The following is a 17005-nucleotide window of genomic DNA, read 5'->3' as shown; positions in this document are numbered from 1 at the left end:
CGATCGAGCCGTATATACTCTTCCACACGTGACAAGAGGGGGTGCTCCGGTGGCAACAGATCATGGTCCTAAAGACGTGCCGATGGTACGGGCGACTGTATTGGGTCCTGTCGCTCAGGCATTGATCACCAGCGGCGAAGACATTGATGTCTTCTTAGCAGCGTTTGATCTTACGTACCCGCGTACCCAAGATCCGAAGTCCTACATCCGTAACGATGTTGTCTATAGCGCGTTCGCGGCGGCAGCTGAACTACGCAATGACCAGAGTTTTTGCGCGTCTGTTGGGCGGAATATTAATCTGCCAGACTTCTTGCCTTTTGGCGGCCCACTTGAAGAAGCAACTACAATAGGTGGGTTTTTCTCTCGCTTCACGCAAGCGGTGTCCAGCGAGACAACCTCCGTCTCGCAAAGCCTGTTTGTCGAAGATTCCACGGCCTATTTCAGCGCTAAACGTAGGTTTGTGCCAACTGAGTCTCCAGCTCACAGCGATGGATTTATGATAGGTATTTGGATCACATTCTTGCACGAGGCGCTCGATTTCCGCTGGGATCCGTCTTCGGTGTTGGTCAGGATGTGCGATCCGGCTGTTCTACCGCTAGAGTTTCACGGCATCCGGGCGATCAAGAGCAATGACCGGGGCTTTTCCATTCGGTTTCCTGCTGCTTGGCTCAGGATACCTCTGAATGGAGATTTATCGCCCGAAAACACGGATGAATTAGTCGGGCCGCAACTGGATATGCTCGCGCCGAAGGGATTTGTGGAGGCCATTCAGACAATACTAGCGAAACACATTGGTGAGAATGACTTGAGTGTGGAAAAAGCGGCTGAGTTGTGCGGGTTTTCAAAATCTGCACTGGCACGCAGATTGGCCAAATTTGATACGACCATTGTCGAGATTCTGACGGTTCTCAAGATGGAGTCCGCAAAGGGTTCTTTGGGCAACTCCAATGCCTCTATCCAGAGCATTGCGCTTAGCCTTGGCTACTCTGATGCGACCGCGTTTAGCAGGGCATTTCGAAAACGTGCCGGGTTATCCCCCCGTGCCTACAGGCAATCGGTCCAAACAAAGGACCAACAGCAATGATCGTGATCATTAGCATTCTACTTACCGCATTCTTCCTGTTCGCAAGTTCGATCAAAATATTCGGATGGCAGGACAAGATTTTCCAGATCCAGCTTGAAATGTTCAAGAGCTACGGTCTGAATAGAAGCATTATGCGACTGGTGGGCCTGGTTGAGTTGTTTGGCGCTGTCACAATTTGGTTCTCGGGTACACTCTTCATGTCACTTGGGGCCATGGCACTGCTAGGGACCTCCGTTGGGGCCATCGGGTGCCATTTGATCTTCGACACTTGGAAGCAGGGTGTGCCAGCTATGATAACTGGTACGTTGTCCGCATTCATTTTGTGGAACAGTAAAGAACTGATCTTGAGGCTGCTTTGACTGACCTTCCGATAATTCGAAAGCAGTCATTCGTCCAAATCGCAGCGAAAGTCCGCAATCCGCTCTTCGTGACTGATGCTGCGCAAGTTACGAATGCGTACAATGGGCGGATTGTGTTGAAAAACTCGAAAATTCGGCTCCCTCATTTTTCCGCCAATTTCCAATGCTTCATCAAAGTTGACTTTAATTGCCAAGAGCAGGCCATTACATGCCCTCACATCGCCGAACCGGTGTTTTGGCCGACCCCCTAGCCAAAAATCTCGACGGCTTCTCAATGGACAAAATTTTCACTGGTTTTCGGTAAAAATGGAGTTTTTCAACACAATCGGCTCTTAGCGGTCGTTCGCTGCAACTTGCTCGAACGTCCGAGTTGCGGGACAAAGCCGTCACTCCTTGCCCATGCGCAATCCTGTTCAAATCCTCCAAGCTTGCTCAGATGAATGCCAGAGAAAAGAACCCTGCTACATGGATACCGACAATTCGTGAACTCTGGTTGGCAAATCGAATCCCTTTAATTTCATTGTGGAAAAGAACGCCACGCGGTCGTTGAATTGGCCGGTGTTTATGGCGTCTTCACTAATCAAGGTTTGCCCATCCAGCGCCATGTCGCTCAGTCTGGAAGCAATGTTTGAAACAGAACCAATGGCTGCATAGTCATACCGACGCTCGTATCCGATGCACCCAAGTGTTGCGCCCCCGAATGCAATCCCAATCCCCAGCCCGACCCGCTCGCCGTCGGGTACAAATGGCGCGATAGCTTCTTGGAAACCCCGCTGCAGGTCTTTCGCCAAATCCAGCGCTTTTTCGACCGGACTGTCACAGGGTAGCGGTGCATTGAATAGCACCAGTATGCCATCCCCCAAAAACCGCTCCAGCGTGCCTTCATGATGCTCGATGAGCGGCCCGGAAAAGGAATGATAGGCATTCAGCAGAGAGATCACACAAGAGGGGTCCGCCTTCTCCGAAAAGGACGTGAAATTGCGCAAATCAGCAAATAAGACGGAGACATTTCCTCTCTGACTGGCGAGCAATCCCGCGTCGTCACCGGCCAATATCTTATCTGCAACCGAGCTTGGCAAAAATCTCCGTAGCCGGTTTGTACGTTCGATTTTTCGAACTTGTTCGTCAACTTTCGCTTCAAGTGCGCGGTTCCACTCAGCCAGTTCGCCCTTTTGATGCTCTACTCGGTCGTGAAGGGCCTTAATCCGCAACATGGAACGCACTCTGGCAATAAGTTCAGGGTGGCTAAACGGTTTCGTTAAATAGTCGCTGGCCCCTGCCTCGAGCCCTTTCACAATGTCTTGTTTGTCTGCGCGCGCCGTAACCAGGACAACCGGGATAAATGAAATTGTCTCATCCGCTATGATGCGTTGACACACTTCGAACCCATCCATGTAAGGCATCATCACGTCCAACAAAATGAGATCGGGCAATTTGGATCGTGCCATTGCTAAGGCTTCGATACCGTCCGCCGCTTGCGCCGTCTCGTAGCCTTCGGCGGATAGTCTGGCATCGAGTATCGAGCGATTGTCGGGTTGATCGTCGACAATGAGGATCAGCGGGACATCACGCATCGCTCTTCGCTTCGCCAATGAATTCGATAACTTTGCGAAGAATTTCACGCGGACTAAAGGGTTTCGAGACATAACCGTCACAGCCGGCACCGCGTGCCTTGGTTTCATCGTCGGACAATGCGTACGACGTCACTGCGATGATTGGAATGTCACCAGCAGCAGACGCCTTGATTTCGCGAGTGGCCTGATATCCGTCCATCTCGGGCATCTGTATGTCCATCAGGATCAAATCGGGCGGATCTGACACGGCCATTTCGACGCCAATCCGTCCATTTTCGGCTTCGGTTACAACAAAACCGGAATTGCCCAACAGATCCCTGAGTATTCGGCGATTGTCAGGTTGATCCTCGATCACAAGAATACGCTTTGTCATGACGTACTCTCCGTTTTTTGGGCAATGATCGGTAATAAAACAGTAAAGCAAGCACCGTTTCCAAGTTCGCTTTCCACTTCAATTGATCCGCCATGAAGCTCTGCTAACTTGCGGGATATCGAAAGGCCCAGCCCTGTTCCGCCCGCAGCCCGTGTGATGGAATTGTCCGCTTGCTGAAACTCTCCGAAAATCCGGGTGATGTCGTCCGTTGAAATACCAGGGCCTGTATCTTTGACCGCCAGACTGAAGCGGTCTTCATCGAAAGTTACATCCAGTTTCACGCTCCCCTCGTCGGTAAATTTAACGGCATTGCTGACCACATTCAGCAATATCTGATGGATGCGAGCCGGATCGCCCTGGCCGGACGGCAACGAAGGTGGAACCGATGCTTCAAATTTAAGTCCCTTGCTCGAAACAAGCGGATCGATAGTGGCCTTCACGGACTCCACCAGTTCAGAAAGCTCATAGTCTTCAATTTGCAGATCGAGGTGACCTGACTCGATTTTTGACACGTCCAGAATGTCGTTTATCAGCGTCAACAGCGCTTTTCCGTTGGCATCGATCCGCGCCAAGGGATCGGCAATTTTTTCTGGAACCTCACCATAGATCCCATCCTGAATAAGCTCGGTGTAGCCGAGTACCGAATTCATGGGCGTCCGAAATTCGTGACTCATGTTCGCGAGAAACTGCGACTTATGCTGATTTGCCGTTTCCAGTTCGCCGTAAAGCACACCCAAACGCTCAGCCGTGCGGTTTACCCGGTTTGCAAGATTGCCCATTTCATCCCGATTGGTGACTTTTACCCGTGTGTCGAAATCACCGTCAGCAATATCCAGAAGTGCACTTTGGATGCGTTCAATGGGCCGACTGAGCGAAGTCGAAATTGAATAACCGAGCAACAACGCCAATAAAACGGCGAGGCTGGACGCCCCCATCACCAAACGTTGCGATCGCTCGAATGCGGTGTCGTTAACCCTTGCCCGATTGGTCATTTTCAGTCGCACGTCAAATGCGAGCCGAGAAACGTCCGCCTCAAGAGCACCCAGCCCCACCATGAGGTTTGACCTGAGTAATTCACGGGCCTCCTTGACGTCTCCCGCCGAGTAAAGCTGAGTGATTTCCTTCCCAGTTGCTCGGAGTTGTTTGACCCTACCCAAAATCTCAACAGATGTTTCATAATCCGCGTATCTTGAAGATCTGGGGCCGCCAGAAGCGTTGCCTCCTGCTATTTGACGGGCTTGACTCAGACTTATGCTTAAGGATGTCGTTGATGCACCAAGCTGGTTGTTACTGCTCCTTGCGTAAAAAAAAATACAGGCTTGCGTCGCTTTTTGAATTACGTACCGTAAATTGGTTAATCCAGATATTTTTGTTTGATCAGTGATCAAGTCGGCAGTGCGTTGATTGGCCTTCTGTAGTTCGGACACGCCGGTCAAGGCGAGCACGATCATGAGCCCTGCGACGCTCACAAACGAAATCAAAAGTTTGGCCCGGATCGGAATGGCAATCCGGCCAACTCCTCTTCCAAGCCATCGGAGCGGCGTGAACCTGGCCTTGGGTGCTTCAAGAGTGCTTGTCGTCATACCGGACCTCTGCAATGCCACCGCGAAAAGAGTTGTGTGAACAGTATCGCCGGAAAGTCCGGATTCACCAAATCCAGCTCAACAACACGTTGCGTCAGGTCCTAAGGTTGCTCGATAACCGCTCCACGGCTTTTGGCTATATGCGAAATCGACTGAGCTACTGTCACCGGCGTCACTGGCGCAAATTCGAGTTCGAACGCTATTTTCATCGAATCTACGCCTGCAACCGTGGCGGCATCGGACAAACCGGTGACCGCTTTGGGCTCGGTCCCGCCATTCGCCGCGCAACGCACCAATGACCGCAGCGCAGAAAACCGGTCGTTCGCTGCGCACGCCTCGGATGTCTCAGTTGCGGACAATGTGTGAATTCGCTGCGCTCACACCGATTACCGCTTCGGCAATTTATCGGCCATAGAACAGATATTAGTGGCTAAGAATTTTTGAGAGAAACTCTTGCGCTCGCTCACTGCGGGGAGCCCCAAAGAAATCTTTTGAGGTCGCATCTTCCACGATTTCGCCAAAATCCATGAACACAACCCTGTCGGCCACTTTCTTGGCAAATCCCATTTCGTGGGTGACGACCATCATGGTCATACCTTCCTGTGCCAGTTCGACCATCACATCCAGCACTTCGTTGATCATTTCGGGATCAAGCGCAGACGTAGGTTCGTCAAAAAGCATAGCCATTGGCTCCATCGCCAATCCGCGGGCAATCGCCACGCGCTGTTGCTGCCCACCAGACAGTTGTGAGGGATATTTGTGGGCATGCTCGGACAAGCCTACGCGCTCTAGCAGCGCAAGTGCCTTATCCTCGGCTTCCTTGGCCCCCCGACCTAGCACCTTGATCTGACCCAGCTTGATGTTTTCGGTCACGTTCATATGCGGGAACAGTTCGAAATTCTGAAACACCATGCCAATTTTTGAACGCACTTGATCCAGATTCGTGCTCCGCGCGGTGATGTCTGTTCCCGCAACAGTAATCTGACCGCTGTTGATCGGCTCCAGCCCGTTCACAGTTTTGATCAGCGTGCTTTTGCCCGACCCAGATGGCCCGCAAACCACGATAACCTCGCCCTTTGCCACGCTGAGCGTGCAGTCCTTGAGAACCTGAAATTTACCGTACCATTTGCTGACGGATGACATTTCAATCATGTGGCAAGCCTTCTTTGAAGATATTTAACACCCATCGACGCAAGGAAACAGATGGTGAAATAGACCACCGCGACGAACAGGAACATCTCAACCAGTTTTTGATCGCGGTTTGCCACGATCTCGGCGCTGACCAGGAAGTCGCGCAGGCCGACAACGTAAACCAGCGACGTATCCTGAAAAAGAATGATCGCCTGGGTCAGCAGAATGGGCGTCATCGCGCGAAATGCCTGAGGCAGTACGATATAGCGCATGGATTGCCCATATGTTAGGCCAATGGCCCGCGCCGCTGCCAGTTGGCCGGGGCGCACCGAATTGATCCCGGCGCGGATTATCTCAGAGTAATAGGCGGCCTCGAACATGACAAAGGCCACCAGCACCGATGAAAACGCGCCCACCGGACGCCCCAATATCAACGGCACCAGAAAGAACAGCCAGAAGATCACCAAAATCAACGGAAGCGAGCGAAAGAAATTCACATAGCCAGCCGCAACATGCTGAAGCACCGGAACCTTGGCGATCCTCAAAAGCGCCAGAAACGTGCCCAGAACGATACCGCCACAGATGGCCAGCCCGGTCAGAAGGAAGGTCATTTTCATACCCTCCCACAACAATTCAGAATTTGCCGGGATGACCGAGAAATCAAGATCGAACATCATGCAGCCCCTTTTGAAAAGGTGCCGGGAAGCGCCGTGTGCCTATCAACCTGGCGCATGATAGCCATGACCGTGAATGTCACCAGCGAATAAACGATGGTGGCGGCGGTAAAGGCTTCAAACCCCTGGAATGTGTATTCCTCGATCTGGCGTGTCATGGCCGTCAGCTCGACCACGCCGATGGTCAGCGCCAGCGAGGATTGTTTGAAGATCGTCAAAAATTCACTGGTCAACGGCGGGATGATGATGCGGTAGGCATTGGGCAACAGGATATGGCGATAGACCTGTACCTCGGTCATGCCGATGGCCTTGCCGGCCTGTCGCTGACCCAGACCAACGGCATCAATGCCCGACCGGACCTGCTCACACACCCGCGACGCCGTATAAAGACCGATCGCAATGATAGCGGTGGTCATCGCCGGTGCCGGCATATCGCGCTTTACCCAGCGCGACCAATCATCAGGCAGCAGTTCGGGAAACACGAAATACCACAGGAACAGTTGCACCAGAAGGGGAATATTGCGGAAAATCTCAACATACAGCGTGCCGATGGCGCGCAGCACCGGGCTGGATGAGGTGCGGAAAATCCCCAGAACCGACCCCAGGCTAAAGGCAATGATCCAGGCAAAAAGCGAAATCCATAACGTCCAGCCAAGACCGGATATGATCCACCCCAAATAGGGCTCGCGGAACAAAATGCCCCAGTCCCAGTTATAGTTCATGTGATCCCCCGGCGCATGTCGTTACGGGGGCGGAACATCGCCCGCCCCCGGATGTATCAGCGTCTGGTCACTCGGGCAGCGCCTGCACTTCAAAGGCTGTGCGCAAGGTTTCCGACAAAGGCATATTGATACCTGTCGGTCCTGGCTCAAACCATTTGGCGTAAATCTCAGCCATCTCGCCCGAGCGCATCAACCCTGCCATGGTGGCCCGGCCCAGACGTTCAAAGGTGGAATCGTTGCGCTGCACCATCAGCGCATAGGGATCAAACGACAAATACCGCCCCGTGACCTGATAGGCCGATGGATCAGAGGATTTTGAGATCAAACCGTACAGCAGCACATCATCCGAGCCATAGGCATCAATCCGGTCGGTTTCCAGCGCCAGCCAGCCCTGACTATGGTCTTTCACCGGCACGATATCCACATTCAGGCCACCGGCCTCAATCGCGGCTTTGATCGCCTTTTCGTTGGTGGTGCCGGACGACAACCCAATGATTTTGCCTTCTAAGTCCTCCAGCTCGGTAATGCCTGAACCCGCCTTTGACGCTATCTTGGTGCCGGTGATAAAGGTCGTTGGCAAATATTCGACCTGCAACTGGCGCGTCAGATTGTTGGTCGTTGATCCGCATTCCATATCAATCGTGCCGTTTGCAATCAGCGGGATGCGGGTCTGTCCCGTGACGGGGATGTATTTCACGTCCAGTTCTTCAACGCCCAGCTCTGCTTTGATCGCGTCGACGATCTTCAGACACAGGTCAATGGAATAGCCAATCGGCTCGTTGTCGCTGCCAATGTAGGAAAACGGAATTGATGTCTCGCGGTGGCCGATATTCACGACCCCGCGTTCCTGAATGCGTTTCAGCGTTGGGCTGTCGCCCGCATCGGCAAATACCGGTGCCGCAAAGCCCGCAGCCACTATAGCCGTCACCGCAAGTGTTCTAAAGCCGTGTTTCATTGTTGTTTACTCCCTTTTTGTTGTTTTCACTCATGTTGCCCCAAAGAAGGCCAATAAGCGAACGAAAACAGCGGCTCACGTCTGCCGCACGATTTCTAACCTGAATTTGTATGCAGCTTGTGCGATTTAAAAGCGATATTATTGCATTTTATTATGCAATATGTGCATGCTATATCTGACGCATGGACAGAAATTCCATTCTTGATTTGCTGGCATTGATCCGCACCCAAAGCGTCACACTGGCGGCCCAAACCCGCAACGCATCGCAATCAGCCTATTCGCGACGCCTTCAGGCACTTGAATACAAACTTAAGGTGATGCTCGTCGACCGAAGCAAACGACCCTCCGGGCCAACCTTCCATTTACGGTCGCTTCAGCTTGAACTTGAAACCACGCTGGTCAGCCTTAATCAGCTGGAGGACGCGTTTGCCAATGAACCGACCCAGCTGATCAGGATTGCAGCGCTACACTCAATTTCGGCCAACATCTTGCCCCGCGCCCTCAAGGCACTGGGCGATGTGATGGCAGCGCATGACATTCGCCTTAGATCCGCCAACCTTGAAATCTGTTTTCAGATGCTGATGACCGAAGAGGTCGCCGCGATGATCTGCTATGAAACCGAAACCAAACGGCTGGACCCGCCCAAGGATCTGGTGCAGCGCACAAGCATTGGATTTGACAGCTTCATCCCTGTTTGTGCCGCGTATTGGCTGCCCGAACTGAAAGAGATGATCGCCAGTAATCGATCCATTCCGCTGGTCTGCTACCCGCCCGAGATTTTCATGGGTGATCTGATGCGCTCATCGCTTTTGCCGCAACTTCCTTACAAAGTGTCGATGAAACTGGTTTCAGGCCTGACACAATCCATTCTGGCAGGCATTCGCTGCGGGCTGGGTTGCGGTTGGCTTCCTGGCATCACCACATCAGACGACTTGGAAAATGGAACGTTGGTCAGAATTGATCATCTGGGATTTCCATCCTCGTCGCTGGAGATAACAATGCTAAGATTGAAAACAAAGGAATTTGAGAACCTCAAACCTACCGTCGAAGCGATTTGCCGTGAAATTTCCAACATTCTTCCGGCAAGATCGGAAGGGATATTGGGACTTGGCGCTTAAGAATTTAGTTATGTAAAAACCCTTTATATGTATGATATAATTCGAAAATTATGGCGTGAAAGGAAGGTAATTTGTTCTGAAAAGCAAATTGTGACGTAGCTTGGAGATTTCCTTCGATAACCATAGGTCACCCTTTTCAACAAAGCCGCTGCCTATCACAATACTTTGTAATTAAAACTCAGCTCATTCAGGCTTCTCCATTAGAGTTGTAAACTGCCTCAACTCGAACCTGTCTGGCCAAAGAATTTCGCCTGTTGGGAACTGGATAGTATTGTGACGATGCAACAGCGCATCGCACCAATGTGCTCACCAATACCAATGCCGGTTTTTCGCTCTCCACTGCTTTTCAGACATTATGCAGCATTAGTTGTTTTGGGCTCGACTCGGTCATCCGACTGTTTTTCTCAGATGACGGCTAAGCGCCGCTCAGCGGTCGTTCGTTCGCGAAAAACCAAATTTTCTGCTGTCAATGACCGGTTCGGGCGATAGCGGACGGTCGTCAAAAATTCGTCTATGACCGCAACGCGGGACGATGCAGACCTTCGCCAGTTGACCATTGTCAGCGGCCGCGACGCCGCTGAGTTCTCCGTTGCCGCCATCACTTCATCATCTTGGCAAAGACAAGCGGCGCGACCGACCCACGCGTCTTGACCGCATTTGCCACCGATGCGTGCGGTAAAACGGCCTGATCATCATAGTCTTTGAAACCATAGATCTCTGAAGCGTCGAAGAGGGTAAGGGCCGTGCCATTGCGATCGGACTCATCAGTGTCGGCAGCCAAATGTGCAACGGCGAGCCCTACGACTTCCGGCGAATTTGCTTGCGTCATGGGATTGAAATCAGGAGGCATCTGGAAACCAGCGGAATCTCCCGAGACGGCCATTATTACCCGCTCCGTTCGAATGAATGATGGCCACAGAGAATATGTCCTCACGCCGGTGCCGACCAGATCAGCAGCGAATGCCTGGGTCATCCGGTCAGCCGCTGCACGAGTGATGGAATAGGCCGCGCTGAAAAAGTCGAAACATGCGCCGGGCGACGATATGTTCACGATACAGCCGCCACCCTGCCGGATCATAGTGGGGACGGCTGCGTGAGCAGCGAGAAAATATGATCTGGCGCCAACCGACATCTGATCATCGAACGCTGTCGCTGGCATTTCCCAAAAGCGTCCGGTCAGGATGCTCTGCGGCTGGCCGTTGTTAACCAAGATGTCGATGCGCCCGAACTGGTTCAATGTCTCGCCAACCAGGTCTTTAACGGCCGAAGCCTCGCTCAGGTCGCAGGCGACCGCATGACCGCTTCCGCCCTCCGCAGCAATTTGATCAAGCGTTTCCTCGAGCGACCCGCTGACGATAGCGCCATCCCCGTCGATCCGTCTGGTGTCGGAGGCTGACTTCGTCCGCGCCGCAAGCACGACTCTCGCCCCCTCACGCGCCAACCCGATCGCGATCCCTCGCCCAACACCGCGGCTAGCGCCAGTCACAAGTGCAACTTTTCCATCCAGCATCGCCATCGTTCTCTCCTTCGATCCGCGGCCGCAATCTTCTGATCTCGCTCTGCCTAACCTACTCGCTGCAGGTGATCCGCACTTGAGGGATGGCTGAGGAAATTCCTGCCTTTTCCCTTGGATTTGGATGGATGCGGCGAACAAGTTCCGGTTAATGTGTCGGTCATGAAATATCGCTTCGCAGATTGTGTCCTAGACGACGCCAGCCATGCGCTGACGCGACAGGGAAAGACTGTTCCCGTGGAGCCCAAGGTTTTTGACCTTCTCCATCTGCTGGCTCGCCACGCCGGCGAAATGGTCACGCGAGACAGGATCATCGAGAAGATCTGGAATGGTCGAATCATATCTGACTCCGCAATCACCGCCTGCGTCGCCGCGGCCAGAAAAGCGGTGGGAGACGATGGACGGCGTCAAGCGGTGATACGCACGATTACGCGACGAGGTCTGATGATGGCTACAGAAGTCGCCGTCGATATCACCGACGTAGCTGCAAGCAGGCGGGCCGAGCAAGAGCCGATCCAGCGCATTCGATATGCGCGAAACAGCAACGGAAAACGACTTGCATACGCTGTCACGGGAACCGGTCCGCCAGTCCTCTATTATCGTTCCATGGGTGTCGCCGATCTGGGCGCGGAATGGCGTATTCCAGCAGGGCGCGCGTTTTTCGACTTTCTCCGTGATCAGTTCAGCGTTCTGCGCTTCGATCCCCTCGGATCTGGCCAGTCGGATCACTCGTCGCCCGAATTCGACCATTCCCGCCAGGCGGACGATATGATCGCCGTGGCGGATGCCGCCGGAATAGATCAATTCGCCGTCTATTCGACCTCGGGCGCTGTGCTGCCTGCGGTGCGCCTTGCCGTTCAATATCCTGAACGCATCTCCAAACTCGCCATCATTGGCGGATATGTCGACGGTCGCGTACGCCGTCGCGCGGCAACTATGCCATCGCCGGATAGCCTGAAAGCGATGATTGAAGAAGGGTGGTCGAAAAAGGAAAGCGCCTTCGCGCAGGCCTTTCTCACCTCCTATTTCCCGGAAGGTCCGGTCGATATTGTCCGGGATCTCATCCGAATGATGCAGTCTGCGACGCCTGTAGAAACCATGGCGGAGCATCGTGATGCGATAAACGATGATTCAATCGCGGATATTCTCGGAGACATCCGCTGTCCCACACTGATCATGCATGGTCGACGGGATGCAGTTCACCCCCTTTCTGAGGCGCAAAAGCTTGTCGAAGGCATTCCAAGGTCGGAACTGGTGATACTTGAGACAGCAAATCACTTACCATTGTTGGGCACGCAAGCTTTTGAAGTTTTCAAAACAGCGCTGGCCGACTTTTTGGCGGCCTAATGCCTCGCTGGCAAAGACTGAAGGCGAGTCCGCTTAGGGCTCAATGCAGTCTTTCGACTGTTTTTCTCTAACGACCGGTTCGTCGCGTTAAGCAGCCGCTCACAACCGGAAATTCGAAGTTTTGGTTCTAAACGACTGCTTTCACCGGCACCAGACGTTCGCTACACTCAGCATTAATGACCGCCTTGCGGGGCGGTTTCAACGGGTCGACGCAACACTTTAATCTTTGACCAAAGATGGAGTGAGCATAATGAAGTATCGTCGCCGGATATTTTTCACAGATAAACAGAAGTCAGAGATATGGGATCGATGGCAACGCGGCGAGTCGATGAGTTCGATCGGACGTTTGTTTGAACGCGAGTCATCGTCGATCTATCCGCTGCTTGCGCGCACTGGCGGCATTCGCCCGCCGGACCGTGTGAGGTCTCGGCTCGCTCTGACGCTTTCCGACCGCGAAGAGATATCCAGAGGCTTGCGAGCGCAGGTCTCGCTGCGTTCAATTGCTCAAACATTGAAGCGACCGGCATCCACAATCAGTCGCGAGGTCAGGCGCAATGGCGGCGCCAAACTTTATCGAGCAGCGGTGTCTGATGCAGCTGCTTGGGACCGCGCCCATCGCCCAAAGCTCTGCAAGTTGGCGGGCAATGACTATCTGTGCCGCGCAATATCGGCCAAGCTGACGCGCAAATGGTCTCCACAACAAATCGCAGGCTGGTTGATGCGTGAACATCCCGATGAAGACAACAAGCGGGTCTCCCATGAGACGATCTACCGAAGCCTTTTTATCCAGACAAGAGGCGTACTTAAGAAAGAATTATTGGCGCATCTGCGGGCGACACGATCCATACGCCGATCCCGCCATGCCACCTTGAAGCGCAGCGGCCTGGGTAAGTTCAACGACGCAATATCGATCCGTGACAGACCTGCGGACGTTGAGGATCGAGCAGTGCCGGGCCATTGGGAAGGAGACTTGATTGCAGGGTCTGGCAACAGCTTCATCGCGACATTGGTCGAACGTCACACCCGCTTTGTGATGCTGGCCAAGGTGAGCAACAAGGACAGCCACAGTGTCATTCAGGCATTGATCAAACAGTCTCGCAAGTTGCCAAAAGAGCTGTACCGCTCGCTGACCTGGGACCGCGGAACGGAGATGGCTGGACACAAGGCCTTCACCCTGGCCACGGATATTGACGTCTTTCTGTGCGAGCCACATTCGCCATGGCAACGCGGCACAAACGAAAATACCAACCGTCTGCTGCGACAGTACTTCCCAAAGGGCACAGATTTGTCGATACATAGTCAGGCGAAGCTCAGCGCCGTCGCCAGACAACTCAACGAACGACCTCGAAAGACGCTCAACTACGAAACACCAGCCGAGCGTTTCAATGCATGTGTTGCGTCGACCCGTTGAAACCGCCGGACAAAGCAGTCATTTCATGTATTCGAATAATGAACCAGAACCTGGAGCCAGTGCTTCACGTAGCCATAGGTGGCTGTCGGGCACGGTTGGTTCCTGAACAAAAAAGTTCTCCCCATCATCCAAGAGCGAAGCGGCTTGATCCTCCGTCTGCACTTAAGTTCACGCTGTTTGCGGGAAACGGAGACTGGTTCGAATCCGTCTAACAGCACCGCCACCCACCTAAGTACATGAAAAGAAACACTTTTATTGCGATTTTATCGCCTATTTTCCGGCGGTTTGCACGGAGTTTTTCTGTATGGAGACGGTTCCGGGAGACGGATGAGGCGCGAATGTGGCTTGCGTCTCTGTCGGGTGCAATTCGCGGTGCGCTTTTGAGGTGAGATTTCCCTGCCAGCAGGGAATTTGCAGGGAATTTTTTCAAATTTTGCCCAATCGGGCGCGTCCAGATCTTCAATACGCAAGTGTTTTCATGTGCTTATAAGGTAATTCCCTGGAACCCGAGCAGGGAATTTGCAGGGAATTTGCAGGGAATTTGATTGTCGTAAGCGGCGCTTCATTTCTGAAGCCATCAACCGGGCTGACTTACACCTCAAACATCCGCTCCTGCATCATCCAGTCAAGCGGGATGCGCTGGCGCAAAATATGGTCCGTTGTGATGTTCGGCGGTAGGGTTCCATCGCGAATGGCGACCTGGATCCTGGGCGACAGAAAGGCCAGCTGGCCGCGTTTGCGGATGAAGGCGCCTGTGCAGTTCGTCTCGGCGGCGATGCTCTTCAAAGGTGTCCCATTTTTTAGAGCCTGCGCCCAGTGATGCGCCTCCCTCAGCGCCTGCGTCAGGATGGCATCGGGCGTGGGCCGGCTTTCTCCGATCACCAGCCTGGCTTCGACCCCGCGGCGGCGCAGTTGAAGCGGTGCCTGAATATCGCAAAGATCTGTGGCAAGGTCACGCTCCGCGACCCCGAGACTGGTTGCCACAACTTTCTTGTCGAGGGTCAGGCGGATCTCTTGAGGGGCGACGGTTCCTGATGCGAGGATTGTGCGCAGCAGGTCCGGGTCCTGTTTGCGCAGTCGCTGCACCAGATATTTGGCCGCTTGTTGCACCTCGCCGTCACCGCGCAGATCGGGTAGTGCCAACAATCGGCGTGCGGTGGCGGCCCTATCGATGTGGTCGGCGATAAGACCCACGATGCTCTTCTCGAGCCCGCGCGCCGGCAGGCGCCAGCCGGTCGGATCTGTCCCGCCCGAGATCAGGCGGTTGGAAATGTAGTACCGATGGCGGCGCCCGGACTTGGTGCTGTGCGTCGGCGTCAGCCTGTCACCGGTGTCGTCGCAGAGTTTGCCCGTGAGCAGGGACTGTTGTACTCCGCCAAGGGCGCGGCCCCGGCTGCGTCGCGCCCCGAGTTGCAACTTCTGCTGAACCCGGTCCCAGAGATCTTCGTCAATGATGGCGGCGTGTTTGCCAGGCCAGAGTTTGTCTTTGTGGCGGGTCTTGCCGAGATAAACCGGGTTGAGCAGGATCTTGTGGATCTGCCCGCCGGACATCCGATTGCCGCCTTGCTCCCGGCCCGAGCGGAACCGGTGATGCTTCGATCTGAGCCCCAGATGATCTGCCTCCCGTTCGACGGTGGCCAGAGAGCCGTGCTGGTCATAAAGGTCAAAAAGGCTTTGCACCGTCGGGGCCTCGTCGGCGTTGATGACCAACTCGCGCGTATTGGGATCGGGGTGGGGATCGTATCCGAGGGGCGGGACGCCGCCCATCCAGAGCCCTTTCTTCTTGGAGGCCGCAATCTTGTCCCGAATGCGCTCGGCAGTAACTTCACGCTCGAACTGCGCAAAGGACAAAAGCACGTTCAGGGTCAGCCGCCCCATGGAGGAGGCGGTGTTGAAGGCCTGCGTCACCGAGACGAAGGAACACCCGGCCGCATCGAGGCGTTCCACAAGGCGGGCAAAATCCGCCAGCGACCGGGTCAGACGGTCGATTTTGTAGACCACCACCATGCCGATCCGCCTGGCATCGATCTCCGCCAGTAACCGTTGCAGGGCAGGGCGCTCCATAGTTCCGCCGGAGAGTCCGCCGTCATCAAAGCGACCTCGCGCGAGCACCCAGCCTTCCTGCTTCTGGCTGGTGACATAGGCCGCACAGGCCTCGAACTGCGCATCCAGAGAGTTGAAGTCCTGATCCAACCCCTCGTCAGAGGACTTGCGCGTGTATATGGCGCAGCGGATCTTCGGTGTCGCCGTCATCTGGCACCCTCCTGCAGGCCGAAGAACCGTGGCCCCGACCAGCGGGCCCCGGTGATGGCGCGGGCGACCGCCGAGAGCGACCGATAGCTCTGGCCGTTCCAGCGGAACCCACTATCGATTACCTCCACGGTGTGGGTCACACCGTTCCATTCGCGCAGCAACCGCCCGCCTGGTTTGAGCGCAGCGTCGGGCCTTGCAGCCTTCCCGTCAGCTTGTCTGTCCAGATCGGCAAGAAACCGTTTTGGCAAACCGCCGAACCGGCGCGCCTGGACCTCGAAAGCCAGAAAGCGCCGTAGGAAGGGCTGGCTCAGCCCCTTGGGAACCGGCGACTGGAACAGGTCCGACCAGGCTGCCATCAGCGCCGCCCGGTCCATGGCTTCGATGTCTGCCACCGTCAGCGTCATGCGCGCGCCGGTGCGCCGGTGATCCGATAAACGACAGCACCGTTATCGGTTTTTGGGGACACCTTGTCGATGATGTAGCCGGATTTGCGCAGGGTGCTGAGGGCTGCGCGCACCGAATGTGCCTGCCAGCCTGTCGCTTTCTGCAGGCTTGCCACCGTGGCGCCGGACTTGCGGGTCAGCAGGCGCTGGATCGCGGCTGACTTTGTCTCTTTCGGGGTATTCGGGGATGTTCTGGACATGTGGTTCTCCTGTGTTGTGCGGCGCTGAGGAAGGCTGCGCCGTCACCGAGGAGAGCCCGGAAGGAGAACCGGGCGTATCACCAATGACGCTCTGTTCGCGGACAATGTCCAGTCCATTTTTGTGATCCGGAAACTTGTCGCCCTGAAGCGCGTTTGTTAACCAGGGCAATGACTTAACGGACTTTTCTCTTGCTCAGAAGTCCGCAATGAAGTACAAAAGCGTTACTGTGTCGCAGAAGGATTCTCGCGACCACCGATCACGAAA

At 54.4% G+C, this 17005-nt stretch carries 17 protein-coding genes; 6 read left to right on the top strand and 11 right to left on the bottom strand.

What is annotated here, in order from left to right; translation table 11 throughout:
- Positions 1-49 precede the first annotated feature (49 nt).
- Positions 50-1084 carry an AraC family transcriptional regulator gene (locus C1J05_RS12020; RefSeq protein WP_162798052.1) on the top strand — a complete coding sequence of 345 codons (1035 nt, stop codon included), beginning with the start codon at positions 50-52 and terminating at the stop codon, positions 1082-1084.
- Positions 1081-1443, top strand: coding sequence for a DoxX family protein (locus C1J05_RS12015; protein ID WP_114870450.1), 363 nt, complete (start codon positions 1081-1083; stop codon positions 1441-1443). Before C1J05_RS12020 ends, C1J05_RS12015 begins: the two co-directional genes overlap by 4 nt.
- A 461-nt stretch (positions 1444-1904) precedes the next feature.
- On the opposite strand, the gene C1J05_RS12005 is transcribed toward C1J05_RS12015, so the two are convergent.
- From C1J05_RS12005 to C1J05_RS11995, 3 genes are read right to left on the bottom strand one after another with little or no spacing between them, the layout of a single operon-like run.
- On the bottom strand, positions 1905-3017 hold the full coding sequence (locus C1J05_RS12005; protein WP_162798051.1) for a response regulator: 1113 nt from the start codon (positions 3015-3017) through the stop codon (positions 1905-1907).
- On the bottom strand, positions 3010-3390 hold the full coding sequence (locus C1J05_RS12000; RefSeq protein ID WP_114870447.1) for a response regulator: 381 nt from the start codon (positions 3388-3390) through the stop codon (positions 3010-3012). Before C1J05_RS12000 ends, C1J05_RS12005 begins: the two co-directional genes overlap by 8 nt.
- Entirely contained in the window at positions 3387-4973 is a 1587-nt protein-coding gene (locus C1J05_RS11995; protein ID WP_114870446.1) for a sensor histidine kinase, read from the bottom strand. Before C1J05_RS11995 ends, C1J05_RS12000 begins: the two co-directional genes overlap by 4 nt.
- 14 nt (positions 4974-4987) lie before the next feature.
- Here C1J05_RS11995 and C1J05_RS21480 point away from each other — a divergent pair, with 14 nt between their 5' ends.
- Positions 4988-5272: a hypothetical protein gene (locus tag C1J05_RS21480; protein WP_162798050.1), complete on the top strand. Its 285-nt coding sequence runs from the start codon at positions 4988-4990 to the stop codon at positions 5270-5272.
- Positions 5273-5396: 124 nt separating this feature from the next.
- On the opposite strand, the gene C1J05_RS11990 is transcribed toward C1J05_RS21480, so the two are convergent.
- The 4 genes from C1J05_RS11990 to C1J05_RS11975 form a co-directional block, all read right to left on the bottom strand.
- Positions 5397-6125, bottom strand: coding sequence for an amino acid ABC transporter ATP-binding protein (locus C1J05_RS11990; RefSeq protein WP_114870445.1), 729 nt, complete (start codon positions 6123-6125; stop codon positions 5397-5399).
- Positions 6122-6781 carry an amino acid ABC transporter permease gene (locus C1J05_RS11985; RefSeq protein ID WP_114870444.1) on the bottom strand — a complete coding sequence of 220 codons (660 nt, stop codon included), beginning with the start codon at positions 6779-6781 and terminating at the stop codon, positions 6122-6124. The genes C1J05_RS11990 and C1J05_RS11985 overlap by 4 nt, the downstream gene beginning before the upstream one ends.
- A complete protein-coding gene (locus C1J05_RS11980; protein WP_114870443.1) occupies positions 6778-7500 on the bottom strand; it encodes an amino acid ABC transporter permease in 723 nt (240 codons plus the stop codon). Before C1J05_RS11980 ends, C1J05_RS11985 begins: the two co-directional genes overlap by 4 nt.
- 67 nt (positions 7501-7567) lie before the next feature.
- The gene (locus tag C1J05_RS11975; RefSeq protein WP_114870442.1) at positions 7568-8455 is read right to left on the bottom strand and encodes an amino acid ABC transporter substrate-binding protein; all 888 of its coding nucleotides are present in this window, start codon (positions 8453-8455) and stop codon (positions 7568-7570) included.
- Between the two features lie 182 nt (positions 8456-8637).
- Here C1J05_RS11975 and C1J05_RS11970 point away from each other — a divergent pair, with 182 nt between their 5' ends.
- The gene (locus C1J05_RS11970) at positions 8638-9573 is read left to right on the top strand and encodes a LysR family transcriptional regulator (protein ID WP_114870441.1); all 936 of its coding nucleotides are present in this window, start codon (positions 8638-8640) and stop codon (positions 9571-9573) included.
- Between the two features lie 598 nt (positions 9574-10171).
- Here C1J05_RS11970 and C1J05_RS11960 read toward each other — a convergent pair.
- Positions 10172-11089, bottom strand: a complete 918-nt coding sequence (locus C1J05_RS11960; RefSeq protein WP_114870439.1) for an SDR family NAD(P)-dependent oxidoreductase — start codon at positions 11087-11089, stop codon at positions 10172-10174.
- A gap of 159 nt (positions 11090-11248) precedes the next feature.
- On the opposite strand from C1J05_RS11960, the gene C1J05_RS11955 reads away from it, so the two are divergent.
- Positions 11249-12433, top strand: coding sequence for an alpha/beta fold hydrolase (locus C1J05_RS11955; RefSeq protein WP_205388940.1), 1185 nt, complete (start codon positions 11249-11251; stop codon positions 12431-12433).
- Between the two features lie 250 nt (positions 12434-12683).
- The gene (locus C1J05_RS11950; protein WP_114869640.1) at positions 12684-13844 is read left to right on the top strand and encodes an IS30 family transposase; all 1161 of its coding nucleotides are present in this window, start codon (positions 12684-12686) and stop codon (positions 13842-13844) included.
- A 591-nt stretch (positions 13845-14435) separates the two neighbouring features.
- Here the strand turns inward: C1J05_RS11950 and C1J05_RS11945 are convergent.
- The 3 genes from C1J05_RS11945 to C1J05_RS11935 are packed head-to-tail and all read right to left on the bottom strand — an operon-like array spanning position 14436 to position 16740.
- Complete coding sequence (locus tag C1J05_RS11945) at positions 14436-16097, bottom strand: recombinase family protein (RefSeq protein WP_114870437.1); 1662 nt, start codon at positions 16095-16097, stop codon at positions 14436-14438.
- Positions 16094-16501 (bottom strand): DUF2924 domain-containing protein, encoded by a 408-nt coding sequence (locus C1J05_RS11940; protein ID WP_114870436.1) that lies wholly within the window; start codon positions 16499-16501, stop codon positions 16094-16096. The genes C1J05_RS11945 and C1J05_RS11940 overlap by 4 nt, the downstream gene beginning before the upstream one ends.
- The gene (locus C1J05_RS11935; RefSeq protein WP_114870435.1) at positions 16498-16740 is read right to left on the bottom strand and encodes a DUF3489 domain-containing protein; all 243 of its coding nucleotides are present in this window, start codon (positions 16738-16740) and stop codon (positions 16498-16500) included. The genes C1J05_RS11940 and C1J05_RS11935 overlap by 4 nt, the downstream gene beginning before the upstream one ends.
- Positions 16741-17005 lie beyond the last annotated feature (265 nt).

This window comes from Sulfitobacter sp. JL08, assembly GCF_003352045.1.
Taxonomy (GTDB): Bacteria; Pseudomonadota; Alphaproteobacteria; order Rhodobacterales; family Rhodobacteraceae; genus JL08.
Note: the sequence above shows the minus strand (reverse complement) of the source record. Positions and strands in the feature narration are given on the sequence as shown.